21 protein-coding genes and 3 pseudogenes are annotated in these 24,345 nt (G+C 70.2%); 16 read left to right on the forward strand and 8 right to left on the reverse strand.

Going from position 1 to position 24,345, the window contains the following annotated elements; all coding sequences use genetic code 11:
• The first annotated feature begins 115 nt into the window (after positions 1 to 115).
• The 3 genes and pseudogenes from ACFY9S_RS19530 (at position 116) to ACFY9S_RS19540 (ending at position 863) form a co-directional block, all read left to right on the forward strand.
• The gene (locus ACFY9S_RS19530; protein ID WP_391129949.1) at positions 116 to 268 is read left to right on the forward strand and encodes a hypothetical protein; all 153 of its coding nucleotides are present in this window, start codon (positions 116 to 118) and stop codon (positions 266 to 268) included.
• Positions 265 to 375: pseudogene (locus ACFY9S_RS19535) on the forward strand (aminoglycoside phosphotransferase); the annotation flags it as partial. The gene ACFY9S_RS19530 and the pseudogene ACFY9S_RS19535, both read left to right, overlap by 4 nt.
• Positions 376 to 494: 119 nt before the next feature.
• On the forward strand, positions 495 to 863 hold the full coding sequence (locus tag ACFY9S_RS19540) for a GH32 C-terminal domain-containing protein (protein WP_391130415.1): 369 nt from the start codon (positions 495 to 497) through the stop codon (positions 861 to 863).
• 164 nt (positions 864 to 1,027) lie between these two features.
• On the opposite strand, the gene ACFY9S_RS19545 is transcribed toward ACFY9S_RS19540, so the two are convergent.
• The 6 genes from ACFY9S_RS19545 to ACFY9S_RS19570 form a co-directional block, all read right to left on the reverse strand.
• Positions 1,028 to 3,460 (reverse strand): TIM-barrel domain-containing protein, encoded by a 2,433-nt coding sequence (locus tag ACFY9S_RS19545; RefSeq protein ID WP_391129952.1) that lies wholly within the window; start codon positions 3,458 to 3,460, stop codon positions 1,028 to 1,030.
• A gap of 45 nt (positions 3,461 to 3,505) precedes the next feature.
• Positions 3,506 to 4,333 carry an ABC transporter permease subunit gene (locus ACFY9S_RS19550; protein ID WP_391129954.1) on the reverse strand — a complete coding sequence of 276 codons (828 nt, stop codon included), beginning with the start codon at positions 4,331 to 4,333 and terminating at the stop codon, positions 3,506 to 3,508.
• Positions 4,330 to 5,178, reverse strand: a complete 849-nt coding sequence (locus ACFY9S_RS19555; RefSeq protein WP_391129957.1) for an ABC transporter permease subunit — start codon at positions 5,176 to 5,178, stop codon at positions 4,330 to 4,332. Before ACFY9S_RS19555 ends, ACFY9S_RS19550 begins: the two co-directional genes overlap by 4 nt.
• Before the next feature lie 68 nt (positions 5,179 to 5,246).
• Complete coding sequence (locus tag ACFY9S_RS19560; protein ID WP_391129960.1) at positions 5,247 to 6,485, reverse strand: extracellular solute-binding protein; 1,239 nt, start codon at positions 6,483 to 6,485, stop codon at positions 5,247 to 5,249.
• Between the two features lie 45 nt (positions 6,486 to 6,530).
• Entirely contained in the window at positions 6,531 to 7,559 is a 1,029-nt protein-coding gene (locus ACFY9S_RS19565) for a substrate-binding domain-containing protein (RefSeq protein WP_391129963.1), read from the reverse strand.
• 2 nt (positions 7,560 to 7,561) lie between these two features.
• Positions 7,562 to 10,033: a SpoIIE family protein phosphatase gene (locus ACFY9S_RS19570; protein WP_391129966.1), complete on the reverse strand. Its 2,472-nt coding sequence runs from the start codon at positions 10,031 to 10,033 to the stop codon at positions 7,562 to 7,564.
• A gap of 333 nt (positions 10,034 to 10,366) precedes the next feature.
• Here ACFY9S_RS19570 and ACFY9S_RS19575 point away from each other — a divergent pair, with 333 nt between their 5' ends.
• Positions 10,367 to 10,879, forward strand: a complete 513-nt coding sequence (locus ACFY9S_RS19575) for a hypothetical protein (protein ID WP_391129969.1) — start codon at positions 10,367 to 10,369, stop codon at positions 10,877 to 10,879.
• An 87-nt stretch (positions 10,880 to 10,966) separates the two neighbouring features.
• Here ACFY9S_RS19575 and ACFY9S_RS19580 read toward each other — a convergent pair whose 3' ends face one another.
• Entirely contained in the window at positions 10,967 to 11,242 is a 276-nt protein-coding gene (locus ACFY9S_RS19580) for a hypothetical protein (protein WP_391129972.1), read from the reverse strand.
• 325 nt (positions 11,243 to 11,567) lie between these two features.
• On the opposite strand from ACFY9S_RS19580, the gene ACFY9S_RS19585 reads away from it, so the two are divergent.
• The 5 genes and pseudogenes from ACFY9S_RS19585 to ACFY9S_RS19605 all read left to right on the forward strand — a co-directional run bounded on the left by ACFY9S_RS19585 (position 11,568) and on the right by ACFY9S_RS19605 (position 14,349).
• A complete protein-coding gene (locus tag ACFY9S_RS19585; protein ID WP_391129975.1) occupies positions 11,568 to 12,425 on the forward strand; it encodes a MerR family DNA-binding transcriptional regulator in 858 nt (285 codons plus the stop codon).
• Between the two features lie 84 nt (positions 12,426 to 12,509).
• On the forward strand, positions 12,510 to 12,863 hold the full coding sequence (locus ACFY9S_RS19590) for a hypothetical protein (protein ID WP_391129978.1): 354 nt from the start codon (positions 12,510 to 12,512) through the stop codon (positions 12,861 to 12,863).
• Entirely contained in the window at positions 12,854 to 13,351 is a 498-nt protein-coding gene (locus ACFY9S_RS19595) for a transposase family protein (protein ID WP_391129980.1), read from the forward strand. The genes ACFY9S_RS19590 and ACFY9S_RS19595 overlap by 10 nt, the downstream gene beginning before the upstream one ends.
• Before the next feature lie 111 nt (positions 13,352 to 13,462).
• Positions 13,463 to 13,810: pseudogene (locus ACFY9S_RS19600) on the forward strand (transposase); the annotation flags it as partial.
• 323 nt (positions 13,811 to 14,133) lie between these two features.
• Entirely contained in the window at positions 14,134 to 14,349 is a 216-nt protein-coding gene (locus ACFY9S_RS19605) for a DUF6243 family protein (protein WP_391129982.1), read from the forward strand.
• 398 nt (positions 14,350 to 14,747) lie between these two features.
• Here ACFY9S_RS19605 and ACFY9S_RS19610 read toward each other — a convergent pair whose 3' ends face one another.
• Positions 14,748 to 15,842, reverse strand: coding sequence for a putative sulfate exporter family transporter (locus tag ACFY9S_RS19610; RefSeq protein ID WP_391129985.1), 1,095 nt, complete (start codon positions 15,840 to 15,842; stop codon positions 14,748 to 14,750).
• A 106-nt stretch (positions 15,843 to 15,948) separates the two neighbouring features.
• Between ACFY9S_RS19610 and ACFY9S_RS19615 the strand changes: the two genes are divergently transcribed.
• From ACFY9S_RS19615 to ACFY9S_RS19645, 7 genes and pseudogenes are all read left to right on the forward strand, one after another.
• Positions 15,949 to 16,980, forward strand: a complete 1,032-nt coding sequence (locus tag ACFY9S_RS19615) for a LysR substrate-binding domain-containing protein (protein WP_391129988.1) — start codon at positions 15,949 to 15,951, stop codon at positions 16,978 to 16,980.
• Between the two features lie 280 nt (positions 16,981 to 17,260).
• The gene (locus ACFY9S_RS19620) at positions 17,261 to 18,046 is read left to right on the forward strand and encodes a UTRA domain-containing protein (protein WP_391129991.1); all 786 of its coding nucleotides are present in this window, start codon (positions 17,261 to 17,263) and stop codon (positions 18,044 to 18,046) included.
• Positions 18,047 to 18,051: 5 nt separating this feature from the next.
• Positions 18,052 to 20,798, forward strand: a pseudogene (locus ACFY9S_RS19625) (fumarate reductase/succinate dehydrogenase flavoprotein subunit).
• Between the two features lie 12 nt (positions 20,799 to 20,810).
• Positions 20,811 to 21,038: a ferredoxin family protein gene (locus ACFY9S_RS19630; RefSeq protein ID WP_053748154.1), complete on the forward strand. Its 228-nt coding sequence runs from the start codon at positions 20,811 to 20,813 to the stop codon at positions 21,036 to 21,038.
• Between the two features lie 12 nt (positions 21,039 to 21,050).
• On the forward strand, positions 21,051 to 22,517 hold the full coding sequence (locus tag ACFY9S_RS19635) for an ABC transporter substrate-binding protein (protein ID WP_391129994.1): 1,467 nt from the start codon (positions 21,051 to 21,053) through the stop codon (positions 22,515 to 22,517).
• An 86-nt stretch (positions 22,518 to 22,603) separates the two neighbouring features.
• Complete coding sequence (locus ACFY9S_RS19640) at positions 22,604 to 23,500, forward strand: ABC transporter permease subunit (RefSeq protein WP_391129997.1); 897 nt, start codon at positions 22,604 to 22,606, stop codon at positions 23,498 to 23,500.
• Positions 23,497 to 24,270 (forward strand): ATP-binding cassette domain-containing protein, encoded by a 774-nt coding sequence (locus ACFY9S_RS19645; protein ID WP_391130000.1) that lies wholly within the window; start codon positions 23,497 to 23,499, stop codon positions 24,268 to 24,270. The genes ACFY9S_RS19640 and ACFY9S_RS19645 overlap by 4 nt, the downstream gene beginning before the upstream one ends.
• Positions 24,271 to 24,345 lie beyond the last annotated feature (75 nt).

Genomic DNA, 24,345 nt, shown 5'->3' on the forward strand with positions numbered 1-24,345 from the left:
ACGCCTGCGGAAACCGCCCGATGAAGCCCACACAGCGAGGGCCCGCGCAGAGGGAATCTGCGCGGGCCCTCGCCCTCTTACGCTCTCAGCCCGGCACTACTGCTCGGAGGAACACGTGGAACGAGTCGGCATCGACGAGACCTTTGTCCGTGATCTTGTTCGTGGTCAGCACCCGGACCGGGCGGACCTCGATATCCGGCCGGTTCCCTCGGGCTGGGACAACCAACTGTGGCGAATGGGCGACGAACTGGCCGTCGCCTGCCGATGACCGAACGAGCCCCCGCGCTTTTGAGCAGAGAGTTCCGGTGGCTCCCCGAACTCGCCAAGCTACTGCCGCTGCCGGTACCGGCACCCCAGCGCCTCAGCGCGCCGACACCACGCTTTCCCAGACCGTGGGTCATCGCGACATGGGTTCCCGGCGAACCGGCGGACGGCGCTGAGACCAGCAACGTTCGACAAACGGTGGACAGCCCTCTGTCCAGAACGAGCCTGGTCTGGGCGGACCAGCCGGCGACACCTTCGGACTCGATGTGCTGCGCAGCCCCGGGGACGAAGAACGGACCCGTCTGTTCTACGACGCCCCAGCCGGACAGCTGGGCGTCGATAGAACACGATCCGGAAACAACTCCAGCGTCGACGCCAACCCGGGCATCCAGAAGGGTCCGCTGACGCTCTCCGACGGAGAGTTGTCACTGGATGTGTTCCTGGACCGTTCGATGATCGAGGCATACGCGAACGCGCACAAGTCCATCACCACCCACGCGTACCCCTTCCGGCAGGACTCTCTCGGCCTGCGGCTCTTCGGCGACGGCAGTGTCGTCAAGTCCATGACCATCTGGAAGATGGGCAACCTGACCGACTGACCCGTCGGCGCCATCGACCTCCGTCAATGCCGGTCACGGGTGAGCGAGAAGTCAGCTCATTGTTTGCCCGTCCAGGCAGCCGTGGCCGTCGACACTCGCTCGCCTCCGTCGCGTATGCGGGTCTTCCGTATGCGGGTCTGAAGAGCCCTCGATCGCATCCGGTGTCACCATTCGCCTCCGGGCCACGGGCTCACCTCGGTCGGTACGCCGTCCACCTCGGCCGTCAGGGCCCCGTGGGGAAAGCCCGGGAGGGCGACGCGCAGCCGCGGGCGGCCGGGGCCCTCCGTGCGGAGGGTCAGGCGGTCGTCCCCGGACAGGCGGGCGGTGATGACGGTCCGGTGGCCGTCCTCGTCGCACAGGACAGCCCGGGCCGTACGGGAGGGCTCGGCCTGGGGGCGGACCCAGACGGCGGTCACCTCCGGGAACGGGGCGCTGCCCGCGCGGTCGGCCGGAGCGGTGGTCAGCAACAGGCTTCCGGCCCGTAGCCAGAGCGGGGCGGTCGCGAGCGGGAGCTCCACCCGATGCCAGGCCGGACCGGCCACCGGTTCGCCGGCCGGTGCGTTGCCCGGCTCGCCGCTCTTTCTCGCGCCCGGTTCGCCTCCCCGCCCCGCGTGCTGCTCTCCGGTCGGCTTTCCGGGCTGTTCTCCACCCGCGTACGGCAGCCATTCACCGGGCGGGAACCAGATCTGCCGTCGTCCGCCCGGCGCGTACAGCGGGGCGACCAGCAGGTCGGGGCCCAGCAGGTACTGGAGGTCGGCGGCATGGGCGTCGGGGCGGTCCGGATGGTCCAGGGCCATGGGGCGGGCCAGCGGCTCGCCGGTGCGTACGGACTCCACCGCGGCCGCGTGGAGGTGGGGCAGCAGACTCATCCGCAGGCGGGCCGCGTGCAGCACTGCCGCGTACGCCTCCTCGCCGAAGTCCCAGGGCAATCGGGAGGTCATGCCGTGGAAGCGGCTGAGCGGTGACAGCAGACCGAACTGGGCCCAGCGCACGAAGAGTTCGGCGTCCGGTGTGCCGTGGAAGCCGCCGATGTCGTGGCTCCAGAAGGGGTGGCCGGAGAGGGAGAGGGAGAGGCCGGCACGGAGGGTGGCGGCGAGGTCCGGCCAGTCGGCGTTGGGGTCGCCGGTCCACTTGGCGCCGTGGCGCTGGCCTCCGGTCCAGGTGGAGCGGCCCCAGGTCAGGCCGTGGTCCGCGGTGGCCTCTCGGGTGACCTCGGCGACCAGGTCGTTGTAGAGGAGGGGGTAGAGGTTGTGCAGGCGGTCGCCGGTCATGCCGTTGTGGGCGACGGCGTCGGCGGGGACCGCCTCGCCGAAGTCGGTCTTGAGGACGCACGCCCCGCCGGCCATGACCTGGCGGATGCGGTCCCGGAACCAGGCGACCGCACCGGGATGGGTGAGGTCCAGCAGGGCCGTGTCCGGATGCGCCCCGCCCCAGACCTGCCCGACCCATGTGGAGCCGGAGGCGGTGCGCAGGAACCAGCCGTTGCGGTTCGCCTCCGCGTAGTGGGCACTGTCCACGCCGATGTGGGGGTTCATCCAGAGTGAGACGTGGAAGCCCTCCCCGGCCAGTGCCTCCACCAGCCCCCGGGGGTCGGGGAACGCCTCGGTGTCCCAGCTCATGTCGGACCAGGAGCCGTGCGGCTGCCAGTACGTGTCGATGTGCAGGACGTCGCAGGGGAAGCGGTGCTCGCGGATCCGGCGGGCGCGCGCACGGACGTCGGCCGCGCTGTCCTGGCGGAAGCCGCCGGAGATCCAGGGTCCGAAGGCCCATCTGGGAGGCAGCAGGGCGGGGGCGGTCAGGTCGCGGTAGGCGGCCAGGCATTCGGCGGGGGTGCCGCTGATCAGGCAGTAGTCGAGCACCTCGTCGGGGACGGTCATGGACCAGGCGCCGGTGTTGCTGTGCGCGAGGTCGAAGGTCGCCGCGGTCGTGGTGTCGACCAGGACGGCATAGCCACGGCTGGAGAGCAGGAACGGGACCGCTTTGTAGGAGCGGGTGCCGGTGGAGCCGAGGGCGTCCTGGCCCCAGCACTCGACCCTCTGGCCGCGCAGGTCCGGGCCGGTGAAGCGTTCACCGAGGCCGTAGAAATGCTCGTCGGGTTCGGCGGTCCAGCTGTCGTGGTGGGCGAGGCTGCCGTCCGTGAGTTCGGTGACACCGAGCGGGAGAACGGTCAGGCGGCCGTTGGGGTCTCGTACGTCGGTGACCTGGCGCAGCGACCGGCCGTGGCGGTCGGTCAGTTCCATCGAGAACGGGGACAGGCGCACCTCCACGCTCAGGGCCCCGAGCCGCAGGGTCACCGCGTTCGGAGGCTGTTCGATGATGCATCTGCCGGCGTGTGGCGCGGTGACGAGGGATGCCCGCGGCGCGGTCGGGACGTCGTCCATGCGCAGGGTGACGCGTACGGCCGTGCCCGTCGCGGGCCGCAGCCGGAGTGTGCCGGTGCGTCCGGCGGCGGTGCGTACGTCCAGGGTCGCGCCGCCGGCGCCTGCGCGGGCGACGGAGGCGCTGACGACCGGGTCGAGTGCGCCCGGCCCGGCGGGGACCAGGGTCGGCGGCGGGGCGACGTACGCCGTGTGGTCACGGGGATGCAGTGAGGACATGGCTTTCCCGGTCGTGAAGTGGGGTGTGGGTGGGCGCGCGCATCGTCAGCCCCTGACGCTGCCGACGGTGAGGCCGCCGACGATGAAGCGCTGGAAGAGCGCGAAGACGCAGACCACCGGAATGCTGATGAGGGTGGCGGTCGCCATCAGGGCTCCCCACGCCGTGCCGTGCCGGCCGACGAAGGAGTTGAGCAGGACGGTGACGGGCTGGACGCCGGGCTCCTCGGCGAGTGTGAGCCCGAAGAGGAACTCGCCCCAGCCGAGCAGGAAGGACAGCCCGGCCGTCGCGACCAGTCCCGGCACCGTGAGCGGCAGGACGACGCGCAGCGCTACGCCGGGCAGCCCGCAGCCGTCGACCAGTGCGGCCTCCTCCAGTTCGGTGGAGACCGCGCGCAGCACCGGGCGCAGCACGATCACCGCGAAGGGGAGGGTGAGCGTGGTGTCGGCGGCGATCAGGCCCACGTACGTGTCGTCGAGACCGACCCGGCGTTCGAGGATGAACAGCGGTGCGGCCAGCACGATCGCGGGCGGCAGTTGGGCGACGAGCAGGGCGAGCACCATGCTGCCCGAGCCCCGCATCCGTACCCGGGCGAGGGCGTAGGCGAGCGGGACACCGAGGAGCATGGTCAGCGCCACCACGCCGGTGGAGATCACCAGGCTGTTGAACAGGGCCCGGGTCAGGCCCTCGTAGCCCAGCGCCGTCGAGTAGTTCTCGCCGGTGACCGGGTAGGGGACCCACTGCGGGGTCGGTGCCAGGATCCGGTCCGGCGGCGTGAGGCTGGTCTTGGCCATCCAGTACACCGGCAGCAGGAAGGCCGCGGTGATCACCACGGCGGTCGCGGTGAGCAACCAGGGGTGGCGGGGCGGTTTCACGTGGCACCCCCTGTCGTTTCCTCGCGCCGCAGCCGTCGTACGTAGAAGACGCCCGCGAGCAGTGGTACGACGAGCAGCAGCAGGCCGGCGGCCGCCCCCTGCCCGAACCGGAAGAACTTGAAAAAAACCTCGTACACGTAGAGGGGGAGCACGCGGGTGGAGTCGACAGGGCCGCCGCCCGTCATCACGAAGACGGTGTCGAAGACCTTGAATGTGTAGATGAGGCCGAGCAGCAGCACGGTGACGGAGACCGGCCGCATCAGCGGGAGGGTGATCCGGTGAAAGCGCTGCCAGGGTCCCGCGCCGTCGATGGCCGCGGCCTCGTACAACTGGGGATCGATGGTGTGCAGGCCTACCAGGAGCAGCAGCATGTTGAAGGGCACGCCGACCCAGATGTTGGCGAAGACGACTCCGGCGAGTGAGGTGGACGGGTCGGTGAGCCAGTCGTGGGAGAGGCTGCCCAGGCCCACCGCCTCCAGCAGGGCGTTGTAGGCGCCGGACTCCGCGTCGAGGAGCCAGCGGAAGAGGGTGCCGCTGACCACCGGGGGCAGCAGCCAGGCCACGAGGAGGAGGGAGCGCAGGAGGCCGCCCAGCGGGAACGGGCGGGCGAAGAGCAGGGCCAGGGCGAAGCCGATGGAGAACTGGAACACCAGCGATCCCAGGGTGAAGACCACCGAGAGACGTACGGAGTGCCAGAAGGCCGGATCGTCGAGCACGGCCCGGTAGTTGTCAAGACCGTTGAACTGCCAGCTCCCGCCGAGCAGTTGGCTCAACCGCACGTCGTGGACGGACGTCCGGACGTTGTAGAACAGCGGGTAGGCCAGGAAGAGGGCGAGGAAGGTCATCCCCGGAAGGCAGAACAGGTAGCCTGCGCGTCGGCGGCGGGAGGACGGCGGCCTGCTCCGGTGTGGCCTCATCGGCCGGACAGTGCTTTGTCGATCTTGGCGGCCGCGGTCCTCGCCGCCGCGGACGGGGACGCGGAACCGGTCAGCACGGCCTGCTCGGCCTCTGAGATGGCCTGCGAGGCGTCGGCGTAACCGCGTCCGTACTGCCGTGGGCGGGCGAGGGGGAGCTGGCTGAGGAAGAGCCGCAGCGCCGGGTCGGACGCCCAGGCGCCCCGGTCGGCGAGGTCTTCGCGCGCGGGCAGGTTGCCGAACGACACCAGGTACGGCACCAGCACCGACGGGCGCTGGGTGTACTCCAGGACCTCCCACGCCTTGTCCAGGTTCTCGCTCTGCGCCATCAGGACCCAGTTCTCCCCGCCCAGGCAGGTGGCGGCTTCCTGGTCGCGGGGCAGGGCGACGACGCCCCAGTCGAAGTCCGCCTGCTTCAGGGTGGGGATCTGCCAGGGCCCGTTGATCTGCAGGGCGGCGCGCTGGTTCATGAACCGCGTGTTGACGTCCTGCTGGGTCCAGCCCACGCAACTCTCCGACAGCGAGCCCTTGGCGATCAGGTCGTGGAGGAAGGACAGCGCCGTCGCGCCGTCGGTGGCGAAGGTGTCCAGGTCGCCGCCCGCCTGCCACAGGAACGGCAGGAACTGGAAGACGCCCTCCTCGGACTTGATCGCGCTCAGTGCCAGACCGAACCGGTCCCCGCTGGTCAGCCGCTCGGCCGCGGAGGCCAGCTCGTCCCAGGTGGTGGGGGGTTCCACTCCGGCGGACTCGAGCATCCGGGTGTTGTAGTAGAGGGCGAGGCAGTTGCTGTTGTTGGGGATCCCCAGGACCTTCCCGCCGATCCGGCAGCTGTCCCAGGGGCCTTGGTAGTACTGGTCGGCCTGGCCCCACGCCTCGACCTTGCCGGTGAGGTCGGCCAGCAGATCGCTGCCCCCCAGGGTGTTCATGGCGACGTTGTCCACGATGGCGATGTCGGGCCGCTCGCCGGAGATCGCGCCCAGGGTGATCTGCCGGTCGAGCTCCGCGAACGGGAAGGTCCGCCGCTGGATCCGGACGTTCGGGACGCCGGCCTCGACGTCCCTGATGAGACGGTTCATCCCGGGCTGGAAGTTGTCCAGGGTGAAGTAGTCCCACCAGGTGAGGGTGACCGTTTCCGACTCGTCGGAGCCGCAGGAGGCCAGCGCCCCGCCAAGACCGATGGCAGCCGCTCCCGCGCCCGCGGTACGCAGGAGGCCGCGGCGGTCGACCGTGTAGGACATGGGCTGCTCCACGAGGATCGTGATCGGGGTACAAGAAGTGACGTATCAGAAATCCAGGTCAAAATCCGGAAACTCCGGCTCGGGTTCCGAACCGGGCACCGGTCGGCAGCGGCCTGTGCTGGCGCGCAGGCTGATCAGGGGTTTCATCAGGACGCGCCGGGGATCCGAGCCGGGGGAGCGCAGCCGCTCCACCAGCAGGTCGACGGCCACCCGGCTCATTTCCTTGGCGGGTATGTCGGCGGCGGTCAGCGGCGGGCTCACCTGCTCGGCCCAGGGGCTCGCCGCCACACCTACGACGGAGAAGTCGCGCGGCACGCTGCGGCCGTGCCGGGTCAGCCCGCGGTAGAGGCCCTCCAGGGCCGCCTCGTTCTGGGTGACCAGGGAGGTGGTCGCCGGATCGTCCCGCAGGATCCGCTCCACGACCTCCTGCCCCGAGACGATGTCGTCGTCGCAGAGGTACGCACGGGGGGTGAGCCCCAGTTTCGTCATCGCCTCGGTGTAGCCCTCGTCGCCGAGCCGCGCGAACCCGTACCCGCTGTAGAAGAGCCGCACCGACCGGTTGACGAAGGCGATCCTGCGGTGCCCCAGGTCGGCGAGGTGCTGGACGCAGGCACTCGCCAGACCCGCGAAGTCCAGATCGACCCAGCCGGCCGCGTCAGCCCGGGGATTGCGGCCGATGGCGACGAACGGGAAGCCCGCCTCGTCCAGATGGCCGACCCGGTCGTCCTCCCGGCGGACCTCCATGACGATCACGCCGTCGACGCGTGGCACGCCCGCACACGGCCGCTCCCCGCCTTCCCGCCCCTCGCCGCCCGTCCGCCACGGGCCGTCCGGCCACAGCCCTTCACCCACCATCCGCCGGAACGAAGGCTCGTCGTCCGTGTCCGCCGGGGAGAGCAACAGGTCGTAGCCGTAGCCGGCGGCGGCCTCGGCCACCCCGCCGATGAAGGCGAGTTGCATCGTCGTGTAAACGCGATTCCGGTCGGCCGGCGGGTAGAGCAACCCCAGCGTGTGGGTCCGGCCGCCGGTGTCTGCGGGCCGCTGCGGCGTCGGAACGCCCGGGTGCTCTGCCATGGTCAGCTGGCCGGGAGGGGTTGTTCGGCCCAGATGGTCTTGCCCATGGTGGTCTGGCGGGTGCCCCAGCCCTGGGTGAGCTGGGCGATCATGTGCAGCCCCCGCCCGCCCTCGTCGTAGGTGCGGGCACGGCGCAGGTGCGGGGCGGTGCTGCTGGCGTCGGACACCTCGCAGATCAGAGTCCGGTCCCGGATCAGCCGCAGTCCGATCGGTACGTCCCCGTAGCGGATGGCGTTGGTGACGAGCTCGCTCACCACCAGCTCGGTGACGAACGCCGCGTCCTCCAGCCCCCAGGCCGCGAGCTGACGGCTGGTCTGGGCCCGGGCGTCGGCCACGATCGCCGGATCGGCGGGCAGGGCCCAGGCGGCGACCTGGTCGGCGTGCAGGGCTCGGGTGCGCGCCAGGAGGAGGGCCACGTCGTCGGGTGGGCTGTCGGGCAACAGGGCCTTGAGGATGGCGTCGCAGGTGACCTCCAGTGAGGGAACAGGGTGGGCCAGGGCGTCGCACAGCCGATCCAGGCCGAGGCTGACGTCTCGATCGCGTGCCTCGATCAGGCCGTCCGTGTAGAAGGCCAGCAGACTGCCCTCGGGCAGTTCCAGCTCGGTGGACTCGAAGGGCAGACCGCCGACTCCCAGCAACGGGCCGGGGGCCAGCTGGACCACGCTGACCGCGCCGTCGGGGAGCAGGACGACGGGCGGCAGGTGGCCGGCACTGGCGAGGGTGCAGACGCGGGAGACCGGATCGTAGACGGCGTAGAGGCAGGTCGCCCCGATCTCACCGGTGGTGTCCCGCAGACCGGTCTTGACGCCGGAGTCGTCCGACGTGAGGTGGATGACCAGGTCGTCGAGGTGGGTGAGGAGCTCATCGGGCGGCAGATCCACGTCGGCGAGGGTGCGCACCGCGGTGCGCAGCTGCCCCATGGTGGCGGAGGCGTGGATGCCGTGCCCGACCACGTCGCCGACGACCAGGGCCACCCGGGTGCCTGACAGGGGGATGACGTCGAACCAGTCGCCGCCCACTCCCACGCCCGTACCGGCCGGCAGATATCGGTACGCCACCTCGACGGCCGCCTGCCTGGGGAGATCACGGGGCAGCAGACTGCGCTGGAGGGTGAGCGCGTTGGTGCGCTCGCGGGTGTAACGGCGCGCGTTGTCCACGCCCACGGCCGCCCGGCCGGCGAGTTCTTCGGCGAGCAGCAGATCGTCCTGCTCGAAGGGCTCGGAGCCCTCTCCGCGCACGAAGACCGCCACCCCGAGGGTGATGCCCCGGGCCCGCAGCGGGGTGGCCATGAGCGAGTGGAGCCCGAACTCCCGGACCCGGGTGCTCCTCATCCGGTGCTCGGTGACCCACCGGACGAAGTCGGGGTCGTCGATGCCGCTGAGTACGGATTGCCCGCTGCTCAGGGAACGGGCAGGGGGTGAGTACGGGGGATAGGTGTCGACCTCTCCGAGGTCGACTGCGGCTTCGGGCGTGTCGCCGCCGGCGGTGACGGACTGGTGCGCGACCCGGCGGAGTACCACGGCCGCGTCGACGGGCCCGGGGACCGGTTCCTCTCCGAGCAGCACGGAGTCCAGTAGGTCCACGCTGACGAAGTCGGCGAGCCGCGGAACGACCAGATCGGCGAGCTCCTCGGCGGTCCGTGTGACGTTCAGGGTCGTACCGATCCGGGTGCCGGCCTCCTTCAGCAGGGCCAGCCGCTGGCGGGCGGAGCGCTGCTCACTGCTGTCGAACGTCGCGGTGCCGACGCCGACCACCTCACCGGTGGCGGGATCGCGGACCGGCCACAGCTCGATGATCCAGGCACGCTGGCGAGCCGAGGGCTGAGCCCGGCCGAAGCGCTCGTAGCGCATCGACCGGGCTTCCTCGGTGACCAGGCGGACGCATTCCAGGAACCCCTTGTCGGCGCAGGCGTCGCCCAGGGGAGCGGAATCCGGCGACGGATTGTCCTCGGCCACCTGCCTGCCGTCGGTCGCCCGCGTCTCCTCGACGGCGGCCGTCGGGGCCTCCTGCTCACCGCCCTCCGCGGCCGCGTTCAGCTGCCATGAGCCCGAGGCGGTGGCATACGTGGACAGCGGGATCGACGACTGGGCGAACGCCCACTCCACCATCCTCAGGTCGTGCTCCGACTCGCGACCCGTGGTGGCGGTCACTACGAATCCCTGGGGGGTGCCGTCGCCGCCCAGCGACGGATGGGCGTGCAGGGTCAGCTCGACGAGGTGGCCGTCCCGGTGCCGCAGTGCCGCCGTGCCGCTCCATTCCTGGGAGCCCGCCAGGGAGAGCCCGGCCGCGTCGGGGGGCTCCGGACCGGCGAGGAGTCCGACCGCCGCGCGTCCGACGACCTCCCCGGCCCGGTGGCCCAGCAGCCGCCGAGCGCCCTCGCTCCACCCTGTGAGCACGCCCTCCAGGCTGATGGTGGCTGTCGCAGCACCCGGTGACCACCCGTAGTAACCATGAGACTGATCATAAGTGGCCATTCCTGCCCGATTCGCGCCGGTGGTGTCACTCACAGTCCAGCGTGCGCGCCACGGGAGAATCCGACAAATCGGATCGGCCGAGGTGGCGGAACCCCGGGAGCACCCGGGTGCGTCGCCCGTCGTGAGGATCGGCGTCAAAGTCGGGCCCGGGACCAGGCTCCGTCCCCTCAGCGCTCGATGATGTTCACCGCCGGCCCGCCCCGGGTCGATTCCTTGTACTTCGTGGACAAGAGTGGGCCAGCGACCAGTTCCTTGACCTGCGGGTTCGAGAGCTACTTCCTTGATCCAACCGGCCAGCAGGGATTTTCAGGGATTGGAAGTTGGTGGATTTCAGTGACGAGACCGGCCGCCCGGCCCTGGCACTTCGACAAGGATGTGCTGGACGCCCAGGTCGCCGCCGACGGCTGGTACGCGTTGCTGACCAACCTGAGCCCCGAACAGGCCAGCGCCCAGGAGGTGTTCCTGCGCTACAAGGGGCAGGGGCTGGTCGAACGCCCGCTACCACGACTTCAAGGGCCGGCTCGCCGTCGCACCGTGTTCTTGCAGCACAACCGCCGCATCGCTGCCCTGATCACCGTGATCTGCCTGGCCCTGCTGGTGTTCTGCCTGATCGGACGCCAGGTCCGCCAAGCCCTGGGCTCCGAGCAGACCATGCGCGGTCTCTACCCCGACAACCGCGCCGTCCGCCCCACTGGCCGCATGATCTTCTGCCAGCTGTCCAGCCTGACTCTCCGCCCCGGCAGCGTGACCGACGCACCTGTGAGCCTCATCAATCGAGGAGTTCAAGCACACCTGCTTGAACTCCTCGGCGTCGACGAGACACGACCCCGCCGGCTGGGGACCTAACTCCCTATGTGCGAAGTCTCCGGCTAGCAGGAAGCCCGGCAGAAGCGCCGGGCCGATCCGGGGTGCGGCCCGGGGTCCCGGAGCCGGCTATGCCGCGCTCGGCGGGGTTGACTGGAAGTGGCGCCGGCGCGCGCGGAGGAAGGGCACCGCGCTGCTGAGCAGGACCAGGAGCAGGACAACCACGCCCGCGGGGGTGAGCTGGACCGTCACCTGCAGCGTGGTGGGCAGCACGGCCACCGCCACGCCCGCGACGGTCAACCGGTTGCGCGTGCCGAAGAGCAGGGCGATCGCGAGGACCCCGGCCCACAGGACCCCGGCCCGCAGCGGGCCGATGTCGCTGAGAACGCCCAGCGTCGACGTCACCGTGCGAGCCAGACTGGAGCCGTTGCGCGGGAAGCTGGTCGGGCCGGCCGACCGCGGCTGGCTTCGGAAACTGCCCGAGGGCCGGTTCACCACTCGCCTGTGACCAGGGACGCTGCCGCCCTGATGGCACTCATTGACTGAATTCCCCACCTCTGCTCTGTTCCCAAGTCTGCTTATCCGGGACGTTTCCTCTGCCCGTGCAGCGATCCGTACGACCCTTGATGGTGTGGGAGCGCGGGGCGCGCCTACGGCAGCGGGGTTTGCATGTGCCGTAGCGGCATGTGGTCCAGTAGGCGGCGAGCACGACATTGAGAGGTTCCCGCGCATGCCCCTTCCTGCGATTCCCCGCCGGGTCAAGATCGGCGATGCCGCCGCGTTCGCCGGGACCACACCCCGCGCCATCCGCCACTACCACGCCATCGGGCTCCTCGCCGAACCGGAACGCGGCAGCGACGACCGCCGCCGCTACGCATACGACGACATGATCCGCTTGCTGTGGATCCGCAAGATGGCTGATGCGGGTATCTCCCTGGACGACATCCGGGCCGGCTTTGAGGGCGCCACCGGCATCGAGCAGTCCCTGGCCCGACTGGAGGAGTCCCTCGTCTCCAAGGCGGCCGCCATCGAAGCCCAGCGGGCCGCCGTGCACCGCCTCCGCGAGGTGGGCAGCCCCCTGGGCCTGCTCTCACCGCTGGTCAGTGGCCGCCTGCTTCATCTGCCGCCCGGGTCCCTGCGCCCGGCCGATCTCGATACCCTTCTGGTCACGGAGCGTATCTTCGGCTCCCTGGGCGCCGCCGTCCAGGCCAACCGGTTCATCGTCCTGGCCACCCACCCCGAGCTGCGGGCCGAGGAAGACCGCCTGGCCGAGGCCGAGGCGGCCTTGGACGGCACCATGTCCCCCGACGACCCCCGCATCGAAGACCTGGCTGCCCAGCGGTGTGCTCATGAGACCGCCTTGGGAGCCACCATCGACAGATCCGGCCTGGACGAGGCCCTCGACGGCCTCCTGGACCAGGAGGACGAGCACGCTGGCGAGGAGGAAGGCGAGGCGAGGATGAGCCCGATGGAGGCCATCGGCAAGATGCCGTACGACTTCTCCCCGGCCCGCGTCCGGTACGAGGAACGTGTCATCGAACTGCTTCACTCGGCCGATCAGGACGGCGACACCCCACGGACCTGCTGACTGGAATCGGCGCTCGGGGCGAGCCCGACAAGAGCAGCCCGGAATGGTGCAGCACGAACGTAACCACGGTGCCCCCGGCGGCCGTTGGAATTGTGTGACGAAACCAAAGAACGCGCCGAGGGCACCTGCCCGCTTGTCTACCAGTGCCGTCTGCCGCTGTCCACGCGGACCGTCAACCACCTCGCGGGTCTGCTGCGGCGCCATCTGAAGGCGATACGGTCCAGGTGGCGGGTCCTGCCGCCCGGACGGATCGCGGTGATCGTCCTGGCCGTGCTGCGCCACGACCAGCGCCTGGCTGACATGGCTGGCGGCAACAGCGTCTCCGAGTCCACCGTCCGCCGATGGCGCGACGAGCTGATCGCCCTGCTCGCCGCGCAGGCCCCGCGCCTGGACCGCGTCCTGAAGAAGGCCGCCAAACAGGGCGGGAGGTGGTCCTGATCGACGGCACTCTCATCCCCACCCAGCGCCGCACCGGGAAGGCCGACCGGCGGAACTACTCCGGCAGACACCACCATCACGGCCTGCACTTCCTCGCCCTGACAGACGAGAAGGGCCGCCTGATCTGGATATCCGCCGCCCGGCCCGGCCGCACCCACGACATCACCGCAGCCCGCCACGACCACATCCTGGCCCACCTGCGCGCCGCCGGCCTCGGCGCCCTCGCGGACCTCGGCTTCCGCGGCCTGGACAACGACGTACGCGACCCCGTGATCGTCACCGGCTTCCACGCCAGCCGCACCCACAAGCTCACCCCAGGCCAGAAGACCGCCGACCGCGTCCTCGCCATCGGACGGGCACCGGTCGAGCATGGCTTCGCCCACCTCAAGAACTGGCGGCCCCTCACCAAGCTCCGAACCGACCCCGCCCACGCGACCCCCCTCCTGCGCGCCCTGCTCGTTCTGACGAACCTCGAAGTCAACCGCTGACAGATGATCTACTCCGCAGACAGTCGCCGCCGACCAGCGTGAGCACCCGAGAACCGGTCACATCAGCCCTTTGACCTGCGACTTCAAGTTGGCGGAGGCTCACCGGTGGGCATCGGCCCGGACAGCGCCGTCACCTTGCTGATCACCATGGGAGACCACCCCGAGCGGCTGAACACCGAGGCGTCCTTCGCCGCTCTGTGCGGAGTCAGTCCCATCGAGTACTCCTCGGGCCGCCGGACTTCGCGTCGCCTCAACCATGGCGGCGACCGGCAGGCCAACGCCGCCCTGCACCGCATTGTGTTCACTCGGCTGCGCCACGACCCGCGCACTCAGGCGTACTACGAACGCCGCGCCCAGGAGGGCAAGACCCGCCGTGAGATCATCCGCTGCCTCAAGCGATATGCCGCCCGAGAGGTCTTCAACCTGGTCAGAACGGTATCCATCGACCCCCAATCATAGGGGCGTCCGTGATAAGAGCGTGACAGGAATGAAGCTGCAGAACCCCCGCTGGCTCGCCCTCATCTGACGGGGCTCCATGAGGTGAGGGCTGACTGGAAGGAAGCGGCTGACCTCGGGCGATCGCCGAAGGCCCGGCCGACGCCGGGACGGGGAAAAACTTGGTGTGCGGGGCCGAAGGAGCCGGGTAACGTCTTGGCCATGTTCTTCCAGACGCCGATTTACGAGTGAGAGCGTGATGGGCCCCTGCTGACGTCCTTCGACGTCGCTGGCCGTCCCTCACCGATGAATCCGTAGAGCACTTCACATCATTACCGGGAGAACCCGTGACCGTGAGCAAGAACATCAACAACCCCGTGGGCATGGGCGGCGGCCAGCGCAAGAAGCTGTCCCGCGCCGAGCGGCAGAACAACGGTCCGCACCGCAACCTCGACCGTCAGGGTGCAGCCGACCAGAAGGCGGAGCTGGTGCGCAAGATGCGCGAGAAGACAGGAGCAGCTGAGGGCGCCACGCAGGCGGGCGACGACACCGCACAGAACTGACGTACCGCCGCCGCAGGGCGGCACCGCACGAGGCAGGGCCCGGACCGCGACGCGCGGTCCGGGCCCTGCTGCCGTACCGGGCGCGGCCGGTCCCGCTCAGCTCTCGGCCGAGCACCCGCCGAAACCCGACCCTTCGGAAAGAACTGGCCGGGCTGCAACCCGACACACTTCCATACCTCAGGGTCCGCCGACGCCAGCAAGAACGACGAGGACGCAGCAGGGACGGTGGTGCAGACCACCTGCGTCACTCTGTGCCTGCTGGCCCACCGCGCATGGGACAGCTCACCGCGCGTTTCCTGGTGGGGCGATCGGCACGTGAATGGCCTGGATCTCGGTCGCTGGGCACGTGGAGGCCGGCGGGGATGTCGTCAAGCAGGCGTCCCCGGTGCGTGCTGGGCTCAGAGCCGCCCGGTGATCGACTGGAGACCGACGCCGGTCGCGGCGACGGCGGCCCAGAGGATCGCACCCAGCAGGAGCGGCCGCGGACCCGCCTCGCGAAGTTTGGAGAACTTCAGTGACAGACCGATCCCCGACAGGGCCAGAGTGATCAGAAACGTACTGATCACGGGCAATGTCGGCTTCCATGAAGCCGGGATGACGTCGTATGTGGCGGTGGCTGATGCGAGCAGGAATCCCACGATGAACACGGGGAACGCGCGCCAGATCCGCCTGCCCGCGCTCTCGTCCTGCCGGGCGCCCCGGGCTCGCTGGCCGAAGGACCGCCACAGCACCAGGGCCACACAGATCGGCACGATCATGAGACTGCGGGTCAGTTTGACCACCACCGCGTACTGCCCGGCCTCGGTTCCGTAGCTGTAGGAGGTGGCGACGACCGAGGACGTGTCGTTGATCGCGGTGCCGCTCCACAGCCCGAACGCCTCCTGCGACATCCCGAGAAGATGGCCCAGCGGGGGAAACAGGACAACGGCGGCGATGTTGAAGGTGAAGATGGTGCCGAGGGCATAGGCGACACGGGCCTCGGCGGCGCCGACGGCGGCGGTCACCGCGGCGATCGCCGAGGCTCCGCAGACGCCCGTGCCGACTCCGATGAGCAGCCCGGTCTCGGGGTGGACACCCAGCAGTCCGCCGACGGCCCAGGCACCGAGCAGCGCCACGGCCAGCGTGCCCAGCATGACCGGCAGTGACCCCACTCCGACTCGCGCCACGTCACTCAGCGAGAGCCCGGTCCCGAGCACGATGATGGACGCCTGCAGGACCTGTCTGCCCACGACCGCGAACCCGGGGTGCAGACGCTCGGCCGTTCCGTGGGGGGCCATCCGTCTCAGCAGGGCTCCGGCGAGAGCACCCACCACGATCCCGAACACCGGGCCGCCCACGGTCGGGACGAGACGGCCCAGCCAGACGGCCGGCAGCGCGACCGCCACCGCCACCGCAAGTCCCGGCAGTACGGCACCCGACGCGCGCCCGGCGCGCCTCGTACCGGCGAGCACGCGTGGCTGCGGCTTGACCGGCAGGGCGTGGGACGATTCCATGACCTCTCCCTTCCTGCAGCTCAATGGCGATCTGCACCTGCACGATCGCCGGGTCCCGCCGGTCTCCGGTAGAACCCCGTTTCAGAGGAGGTCATAAGCAGTGCTGATGGGCCTTCCGCCGGGGACACCGGAACTCAAAGTGCTGGACCTGCTGGTCTCCGTCGCCCAGACCGGCAGTCTCGGACGGGCCGCCGCGCGGCACGGGATGAGCCAGCCGGCGGCGAGCATGCGCATCACAGCGCTGGAACGGCAGCTGCGGCTGGTGCTGCTCGAACGCGGCCCCACCGGATCACGCCTCACCCCGGCCGGGACCGCCGTCGTGGACTGGGCGCTCCCCGTGCTCGACGCGGCCCGGGCGCTGGTCAGTGGCGTCGCGGCGCTCCACGCGGATCAGCAGGGCCGGCTGCGGATCGCCGCGTCGATGACCATCGCTGACCACCGGGTGCCGGGGTGGCTGATGGCCCTGCGCACCAGGCTCCCCGAGGTCAAGGTCGCCCTGCGGGTCGGCAATTCCTCGCAGGTTGCCGACATGGTGCGCGACCGGGAGGCCGACCTCGGTTTCGTCGAGGGACCGCACGCGCCGGACGGACTCCGCAGCCGCACCATCGCCCACGACGAACTGGTCGTGGTGGTCGCGCCGGGGCACCCGTGGGCCAGACGCAGACAGCCGCTGCCGCTGCGGACACTGGCGGCCACTCCCTTGATCGTGCGCGAACAGGGCTCGGGCACGCGCGACGCCGTATGGGAGATCCTTCGCCGTTCGGCGGGAACGGTCCTGTCCCCGCATGTACTCGACGCTCCCGCTCCTCCTGTGTCTTCGGATCGGACCCCTCCCGCCACGGTCTCGGCCAGTGCCGCCGGACGTGTCCCCCCTCAGTCGGCGAGCCGCGAGGAACCCGCGCCGCCCGCGGCGGAACTGGGTTCCACCACTGCGATCAAGTCGGCCGTGTCCACGGGCTACGCACCCGCCGTGCTGAGCCGTCTCGCCGTATCCGCCGAACTCGACGACCGTCGGCTGATCAGCGTGCCGCTGGAGGAACCCGCCCTGCTGCGACGGCGGTTCCGGGCCGTCTGGCTGCGGGAGACGCCCCCGGTGGGGTCGGCGGCCACCCTGCTGACTCTGATTTCCCGCAGGTAGCGGGCAAGGACGGACGCCCGCGTGAGCGACGGCCACCGTCGCACCCGTGGACTGAGACGTGCGTGACGGTTGCCGGGCAGCGCCCGTGGCGTTTGCCGCGCCGGAACCCCTGCCCGCCGGGCGCCCGCAAGCCCTCCCGGAGCCCGCAGCCCTGGCGGTAACGGCTCACTCACGCCCGTTCTCCCAGGTCAGGAGGGTGCGGGTAGGGATGAGCTTGGCGTAACCGATGCGTAATTGCGGCATCCGGCCGGCGTAACACGGCATCCGCAGCATTCCGGCCATGACAGCGATCGCCGCAGGTGGCAGAGGTTCAGGTAGCCGTGTCGCACCGGTACGGCGGATTCGGGACGTGCTGCGCACCCGCATCCTCACCGGCGTATACGGAACCCGGCCGTTGCCCTCCGAGGCGGAGCTGGCCGCGGAACTGGGGGCCAGCCGCAACATCGTCCGGGACGTCCTCGCGCTGTTGCGCATCGAGGGCCTGGTCGACCGGATTCCCGGGGTCGGAACGTTCGTCGTGTCGGGAAAGGCCGTACAGGGCCTGGACCGGCTGCGCGGACTCGCGGAGAGCTTCGACACCGGCTGCGACCGCGTGGTCAACCAGGTGCTGCTGGCGGACACCGTGCCCGCCACACCCACCGTCGCCGAGCGCCTTGAACTCGCCCCCGGCTCCGAAGTGGTCGCCCTGGAGCGGGTGCGGCTGCTCGACGGTCAGCCCCTGTCGCTGGACGCCAGTTACCTTCCCGCGGACATCGGCCGGCCCCTGCTGGAGATGGACCTGGCGCGGCACGACGTCTTCGGGCTGCTCGAACGCGAACTGGGGCTCCCCCTGGGCGCCGCCGCCCTGTCCATAGAGGCGATCGCCGCCGACCGTACCGTCGCCGGCCTGCTGCGCGTGGCGGACGGCTTTCCCCTGCTGTTCCTCGAACGGCTGACCTACACCCACGCGGGCCGGCCGATCGATCTCGAATTCGTCCGATTCCGCGGCGACCGGATGTCCCTGGCCGGCTGGCTCCACCGCACCCCCGACCCGCTGCTGAACCACCCTTCCACCGAAAGGGGCTGACCTCCGTGCAGATCCCACCTCAGTCTCAACGCCGCGAGTTCACCTGCGACGTTCTCATCGTCGGCGGGGGTACCGCCGGCACCATGGCGGCCCTCACCGCGGCGGCGAACGGCGCGGACGTACTCCTGCTGGAGAAAGCACACGTACGTCACTCCGGTGCCCTGGCCATGGGCATGGACGGGGTGAACAACGCCGTCGTTCCGGGCAAGGCGACCCCCGAGGACTACGTCGCCGACATCACCCTCGCCAACGACGGCATCGTCAACCAGCGCACCATCTACGAGACCGCGACCCGCGGCTTCGGCATGGTGCAGCGGCTGGAGGGCTACGGCGTCAAGTTCGAGAAGGACGAACACAACGAGTACGCCGTGCGCAAGGTGCACCGCTCGGGCAGCTATGTGCTGCCCATGCCCGAGGGCCGCGACGTCAAGAAGGTCCTGTACCGCACGCTGCGCGCCCGCCACGTGCGCTCCCGGGTCACGATCGAGAACCGGATCATGCCGGTGCGGGTCCTCACCGTGGACGGCCGGGCGGTCGGCGCGGTGGGGTTCGACACCCGGTCCGGGGAATTCGTCACCATCTCGGCCGGCGCGGTGATCCTGGCCGCCGGGGCCTGCGGACGCCTCGGCCTTCCGGCCAGCGGCTATCTGTACGGCACCTACGAGAACCCCACCAACGCCGGCGACGGCTACGCGATGGCGTACCACGCGGGCGCGGAACTGTCCGGTATCGAGTGCTTCCAGATCAACCCGCTCATCAAGGACTACAACGGGCCGGCGTGCGCCTACGTCGCCAACCCCTTCGGGGGCTACACGGTCAACGCCGACGGCAACCGCTTCGTCGACTGCGACTACTGGTCCGGCCAGATGATGGCCGAGGTCAAGCGCGAACTGGACAGCGCCCGCGGCCCCATCTACCTCAAGCTCAGCCATCTGCCGGACGCCACGATCAACCAGATCGAGGGCATCCTGCACACCACCGAGCGGCCCACCCGCGGCACCTTCCACGAAGGCCGCGGCCACGACTACCGCACCCGCGACATCGAGATGCACGTCTCGGAGATCGGACTGTGCAGCGGCCACTCCGCCTCGGGCGTCTGGGTCGACGAACACGCCGCCACCACGGTGCCGGGCCTGTACGCCGCCGGGGACATGGCCTGCGTACCGCACAACTACATGATCGGCGCCTTCGTCTACGGGGACATCGCCGGCGAACACGCCAGCGGCTTCGCCGCCTCCGCCGGCCGCCCCGCGCTGCCCGAGGACCAGATCACGGCGGCGCACGAACTGATCTACCGGCCGCTGTCAAACCCGGACGGACCGCCTCAGCCGCAGGTGGAGTACAAGCTCCGCCGGTTCGTCAACGACTACCTCCAGCCGCCCAAGACCGAGCGCTACCTGACCCTCGGTCTGGAGGCGTTCGGGCGGATGAGCCGCGAGATCGCCGGCATGGGGGCCCGCACTCCGCACGAGCTGATGCGCTGCGCGGAGGTCACCTTCATCCGGGACTGCGCCGAGATGGCCGCGCGCGCCTCACTGGCCCGTACGGAAAGCCGCTGGGGCCTGTACCACCAGCGCGCCGACTGGCCCGAGCAGGACGACGCGAACTGGTTCCGGCATCTGAACCTGCGCAAGAGCCGCGCGGCGGGCGCGGGGGAGACGGGCGAGATGGAGACGCTGACCCGGCCGGTGGCGCCGTACATCGTGCCGGTGCCCGGCTTCACCCGCCCCGACGGGGTGCCGGACGTGCCCGCCCCGACCGGTGCCGACCTGGCGGCGGTGTGGGGATGACCAGCGCTACGCCCGCGCAGGGCGGCCCCCACCGCATCCTGGCGCTCCTCGAACTCGCCGAGGAGATCCCGACCACCGACGAGCTGGCGGAGTTCCTCACCGACGCCGACCCCGATGTGCGCCGCACCGCGCTGACCGTGCTCAGTGAGGCGGCGGAATCCTGGGAGGAGCCGTCGGCGGTCTTCGCCGCTGCCCTGCTGGACCCGGATCCAACCGTCCGCCGTGCCGCCATCGAACTGCTCGGCGAACTGCGGGAGGTGCTGGTGCCCGGCGAACGTTTCACACAGTCGCTGCGCGAGGCGTGCGGACACCCTGACCCCGACGTCCGGGGCGCCGCGGTGGTCGCCCTGTGGCGTCACCGGCTGTGCACGGTCGACGAGTTGACCGCCCTGCTGACCGACCCGGACGAGGCCGTGCGCTGCGAGACCGTGCTGGGGCTCGTCTCCCTGGACGCACTGGACGCGCTGGCGGCCGCCGCCAGTGATCCGGCCGCCGCCGTACGTCTCGCCGTGGCCCGGGGACTGGCCGCCGTCGGAGACCCGCGCGGCGCCGCCACCCTGATCCGCCTCGCCGAGGACTCCGACGTCCTGGTCCGGGCCGCGGCCCTGTCCGCCATGGCCCACACCGGCTGCACCGAGCAGGCGGCGGCCCTGGCCCGTACGGCTCTGGCCGACCCCGCCTGGCAGATCCGCCAGGGGGCGGCGGCAGCGCTGGCGGTGGCCGACCCCCAGGAGGCGGTCGAGCCGCTGATCGCCGCGACCCGGGACACCAACCTCGATGTGCGCAAGGCCGCCGTCCGCGCCCTCGGGGGCCTGGCTACGGGCCGCCCGGAGGTCCGGGCGGCGCTCGAGGAAGCCGTCGCCGACGTGGACGCCGATGTCCGCGCCTTCGCCCGCATGGGCCTGTCCGACGCTCGTACGGACCTCACCGAATCCCCGACCACCGACACCGCGACAGGCTGAAGGAGACCACTGATGGCGCACGCATCCAACCGGGTCGACGTACCGGTCACCATCGACGAATCCAAGTGCATCGACGGATGCACCCTCTGCGTGGACATGTGCCCGCTGGACTCACTGGCCATCCACCCCGAGACCGGCAAGGCGTACATGCACGTCGACGAGTGCTGGTACTGCGGTCCCTGCGCGGCCCGCTGCCCGGTCGACGCGGTCACGGTCGACATCCCCTTCCTGCTGCGGTGAGCGGAGCCTGACATGTATCCCTTTCCGCATCCCGTCCCACGCCCCTCGGTCCTGTCGCGGGTCCGCCGCCGGCCGTTGCTCGCCGTAGCCGCCGTACTGGGGCTCGGCGTCAGTGCCTGCGGTACCGAGACCTCGGCCGGCGGCTCCTCGACCGTGGTGGTCAACATCGGCTACCAGTCCAAGACCATCAACACCGTCACCGCGGGCACCCTGCTGCACGCCCGCGGCACCTTCGAACGCAAGCTGAACGCCATCGGCAAGACCTCGGGAGTGCACTACAAGGTCGTCTGGCAGGACTTCCCGTCAGGACCGCCGCTGACCGCCCAGATGATCGCCGGCAAGGTGGACATCGGCTCCATGGGCGACTACCCGGTCCTCGTCAACGGTTCCAAGACCGCCGAGTTCCCCGACGCCAGGTCGGAGCTGGTCGCGGTCACCGGCTACAACCTCCGCGGATCGCTCAACCAGGTCGTCGTGCCGAAGGACTCCCCGGCACAGAAGCTGACCGATCTGCGCGGCAAGGTCCTGTCCACCAGTGTCGGTTCGGCCGCCCACGGAATGCTCGTGAACGCCCTGCGGAAGAACGGACTGAGCCCGGACGACGTCAAGCTGCTCAACCAGGAACCGGCGGTCGGCGCCTCGGCGCTGGAGGGCAAACAGGTCGCCGCGCTGTCCCAGTTCGTGCCCTGGCCGCAGCTGATGGTGTTCCGCAAACAGGGCAAGCTGCTCTACGACGGCGGATCCAACGGCGTCCCGACGTTCCACGCCGTCGTCTCCCGCAAGGCGTTCGCCGACGATCACCCCGAAGTGATGCGGGCCTTCCTGGAATCGGTCCGCGACACCGCGGACTACCTCAACAAGAACCCGCTGGCCGCCGCCCAGCAGGTCGCCAAGGTCACGGGAATCGAACCTGAGGTGGTCTACCTCTACAACGGGCCGAGCGGCCTGGTGACCTTCGACCCGACCATCAAACCCCAGCTGGTCGACGCGCTCTCCAAGGACCTGCCCTTCCTCAAGGACCTCGGCTCGGTCAAGAACCTGGACCTCGACAAGTTCGTCAACGACAGCTATCTCCGCAAGATCTACGGCGCCTCGTACGACGCCGCAAGCAGGAGCACGGCATCCCCGAGCATGCTCAGCGGCCAGGACCCGGTCTGTCACCAGCAGGTCAAGGAACCGCTCACCGCCTCGGAAGTGTGGTTCAGCGGTCAGAAGTCGACCGGGGTCGCGGCGACTCCCACCTGCCTACTGCGGCAGATCGCCGCCCACGACGGGGACGTACGTGCCGCCTATGTCCCGGACGCGAAGTACGGGACCCGGATGTTCGCGTCCGCCGCGACCTGGGTGCTCGACCCCGGCTTGTCCGCGAACTCCCGGCTGCTGCCGTTCGAGGTGGCCGCGGACGCGGATTCCTATCTGGCGGACCACTCCGACGCCCGCAAGCTCGGCTACGAGGCGGCGGTGGAGGCCGCTTCGTGAGCCGGCGGCGGTCACAGGAGCCGCGCTTCGGCACCACCCATCGCAGAGCTGAGTAGGTATCGCAGGTATCGCAGGAAAGAGGACGCATGACAACGACTCCCGTCTCCCAGCAGTCCCTGAAACCGACCGGTGATCCGATCGCCGTCACTCGGCGATCACGACCTTGTCTGCGGGCCGGCCTGCGCCCGCTCACGGTGCTCGGAGCGTGGCCGCGCCGACTGGCCGCCGGAGCGCGGGCGGCGCTGCCGCTGGCCGCGGCGCTGCTGATCTGGTACCTGCTCACGGCCAACAACGTCGTCCTGTGGCTGCGCTTCGACAAGGTGCCCGGCCCGGTCGAGGTGTTCCACACGCTCAGGGGGCAACTGGCGTCCGGCAGCTACTACCAGGACCTGCTGGCCAGTCTGCGCCGCATCCTGCTCGGCTTCGGGCTCGCCGCGGTGAGCGGGGTGGCCATCGGCATGGCGATCGGGCGCTCCCGGGTCGTCCAGGCGCTGGTCCGGCCGCTCATCGAGGTGGCCCGGCCGATCCCGGCGATCGCCCTGGTCCCGCTGGCGATCCTCATGTTCCCGACCGGCGAGCAGGGCATCGTCTTCATCACCTTCTTCGCCGCGTTCTTCCCGGTGGTGGTCAGCACCATCCACGCGATGAGGACCCTGCCCAAGGTGTGGGAGGAAGCCGCCCGGACGATGGGCGCCCGCCGGCTGTCCGTGCTGGCGCACGTAGTGCTTCCGGGAGCGATGCCCGGCATCTTCTCGGGGCTGTCCGTCTCGGTGGGGGTGGCCTGGATCTGCGTCATCAGCGCCGAGATGATCTCCGGCCAGTTCGGCATCGGTTACTACACCTGGCAGTCCTATGGCCTGCTCGACTACTCCGGCGTGATCGTCGGAATGCTGTCGATCGGCATCCTGGGCTGGGGCACGGCCTGGCTGGTGGAGCGGCTCGGGTCGCGCATCAACCGCTGGCTGCCGAGGAACGCCCGATGAGCGCGGGAGCGAGGGTCCGGCTGGAAGGACTGAAGCTCGCCTTCGGCGACATGCCGACCGCCGAGGTCGACCTCGATGTGCGGCCCGGTGAGATCGTCGTCCTGCTCGGGCCGTCCGGGTGCGGGAAGTCGACCATTCTGCGGGCCCTCGCGGGGCTGCTCACACCCACCGCCGGGCGCGCGGAGGTCGACGGGAAACCGGCGGGCGGGGCCGACACGGCCTGTGCGATGGTCTTCCAGGAGGACGCCCTGCTGCCCTGGCGTTCGGCGGCGCGCAATGTCGAGTACGCCCTGAAACTGCGTGGCGTGCCCCGGCGGCAAAGGCGCCCGGAAGCCGAGGAACTCCTGGCCCAGGTCGGTCTCGAGGGCTTCTTCGACCATCTACCGGGCCAGTTGTCGGGCGGCATGCGGCAACGTGTGCAGCTCGCCCGGACGCTGGCCACCCGCCCCCGGGTGATGCTGATGGACGAGCCGTTCGGCGCACTGGACGCCCAGACCCGCTCGGAGATGCAGCAACTGCTGATCTCGGTCTGGCGGCAGTACGGGACCACGATCCTCTTCGTCACCCATGACGTGGACGAGGCCCTGCTGCTGGGCGACCGGGTCGTCCTGCTCAGCCCCCGCCCCGCCGTCGTACGCGAGATCGTCGACATCCCGGGGCCGCGGCGCCCGGGGGCCCAGTTCGAGCCCGAATTCGCCCGTCGCCGCTACGAGATCCTCGCCTCGCTCGGGGACGCTCCGCCCGCCGAGCTTTCCCCCGAAGGCGCCTGAAGTACCTGTCGACCGTAACCGCGCAGGTCTTTTGCACCTCAGCGCCAGGTCTTCCGCACCGCCAGAGGCCGACCG

Origin of the sequence: Streptomyces sp. NPDC012474, from assembly GCF_042955185.1 — a bacterium.
In the GTDB taxonomy this organism is placed as follows: Bacteria; Actinomycetota; Actinomycetes; order Streptomycetales; family Streptomycetaceae; genus Streptomyces; species Streptomyces cahuitamycinicus.

Excerpts from the sequence above, each read along its gene's own strand:
- ACFY9S_RS19610 (WP_391129985.1), bottom strand. The coding sequence starts at position 15,842 with ATGGAATCGTCCCACGCCCTGCCGGTCAAGCCGCAGCCACGCGTGCTC.
- ACFY9S_RS19560 (WP_391129960.1), bottom strand. The coding sequence starts at position 6,485 with ATGTCCTACACGGTCGACCGCCGCGGCCTCCTGCGTACCGCGGGCGCG.
- ACFY9S_RS19635 (WP_391129994.1), top strand. The coding sequence starts at position 21,051 with ATGTATCCCTTTCCGCATCCCGTCCCACGCCCCTCGGTCCTGTCGCGG.
- ACFY9S_RS19620 (WP_391129991.1), top strand. The coding sequence starts at position 17,261 with ATGACAGCGATCGCCGCAGGTGGCAGAGGTTCAGGTAGCCGTGTCGCA.
- ACFY9S_RS19565 (WP_391129963.1), bottom strand. The coding sequence starts at position 7,559 with ATGGCAGAGCACCCGGGCGTTCCGACGCCGCAGCGGCCCGCAGACACC.
- ACFY9S_RS19545 (WP_391129952.1), bottom strand. The coding sequence starts at position 3,460 with ATGTCCTCACTGCATCCCCGTGACCACACGGCGTACGTCGCCCCGCCG.
- ACFY9S_RS19640 (WP_391129997.1), top strand. The coding sequence starts at position 22,604 with ATGACAACGACTCCCGTCTCCCAGCAGTCCCTGAAACCGACCGGTGAT.
- ACFY9S_RS19570 (WP_391129966.1), bottom strand. The coding sequence starts at position 10,033 with ATGGCCACTTATGATCAGTCTCATGGTTACTACGGGTGGTCACCGGGT.
- ACFY9S_RS19585 (WP_391129975.1), top strand. The coding sequence starts at position 11,568 with ATGCCCCTTCCTGCGATTCCCCGCCGGGTCAAGATCGGCGATGCCGCC.
- ACFY9S_RS19645 (WP_391130000.1), top strand. The coding sequence starts at position 23,497 with ATGAGCGCGGGAGCGAGGGTCCGGCTGGAAGGACTGAAGCTCGCCTTC.
- ACFY9S_RS19555 (WP_391129957.1), bottom strand. The coding sequence starts at position 5,178 with ATGACCTTCCTCGCCCTCTTCCTGGCCTACCCGCTGTTCTACAACGTC.
- ACFY9S_RS19615 (WP_391129988.1), top strand. The coding sequence starts at position 15,949 with ATGGGCCTTCCGCCGGGGACACCGGAACTCAAAGTGCTGGACCTGCTG.
- ACFY9S_RS19630 (WP_053748154.1), top strand. The coding sequence starts at position 20,811 with ATGGCGCACGCATCCAACCGGGTCGACGTACCGGTCACCATCGACGAA.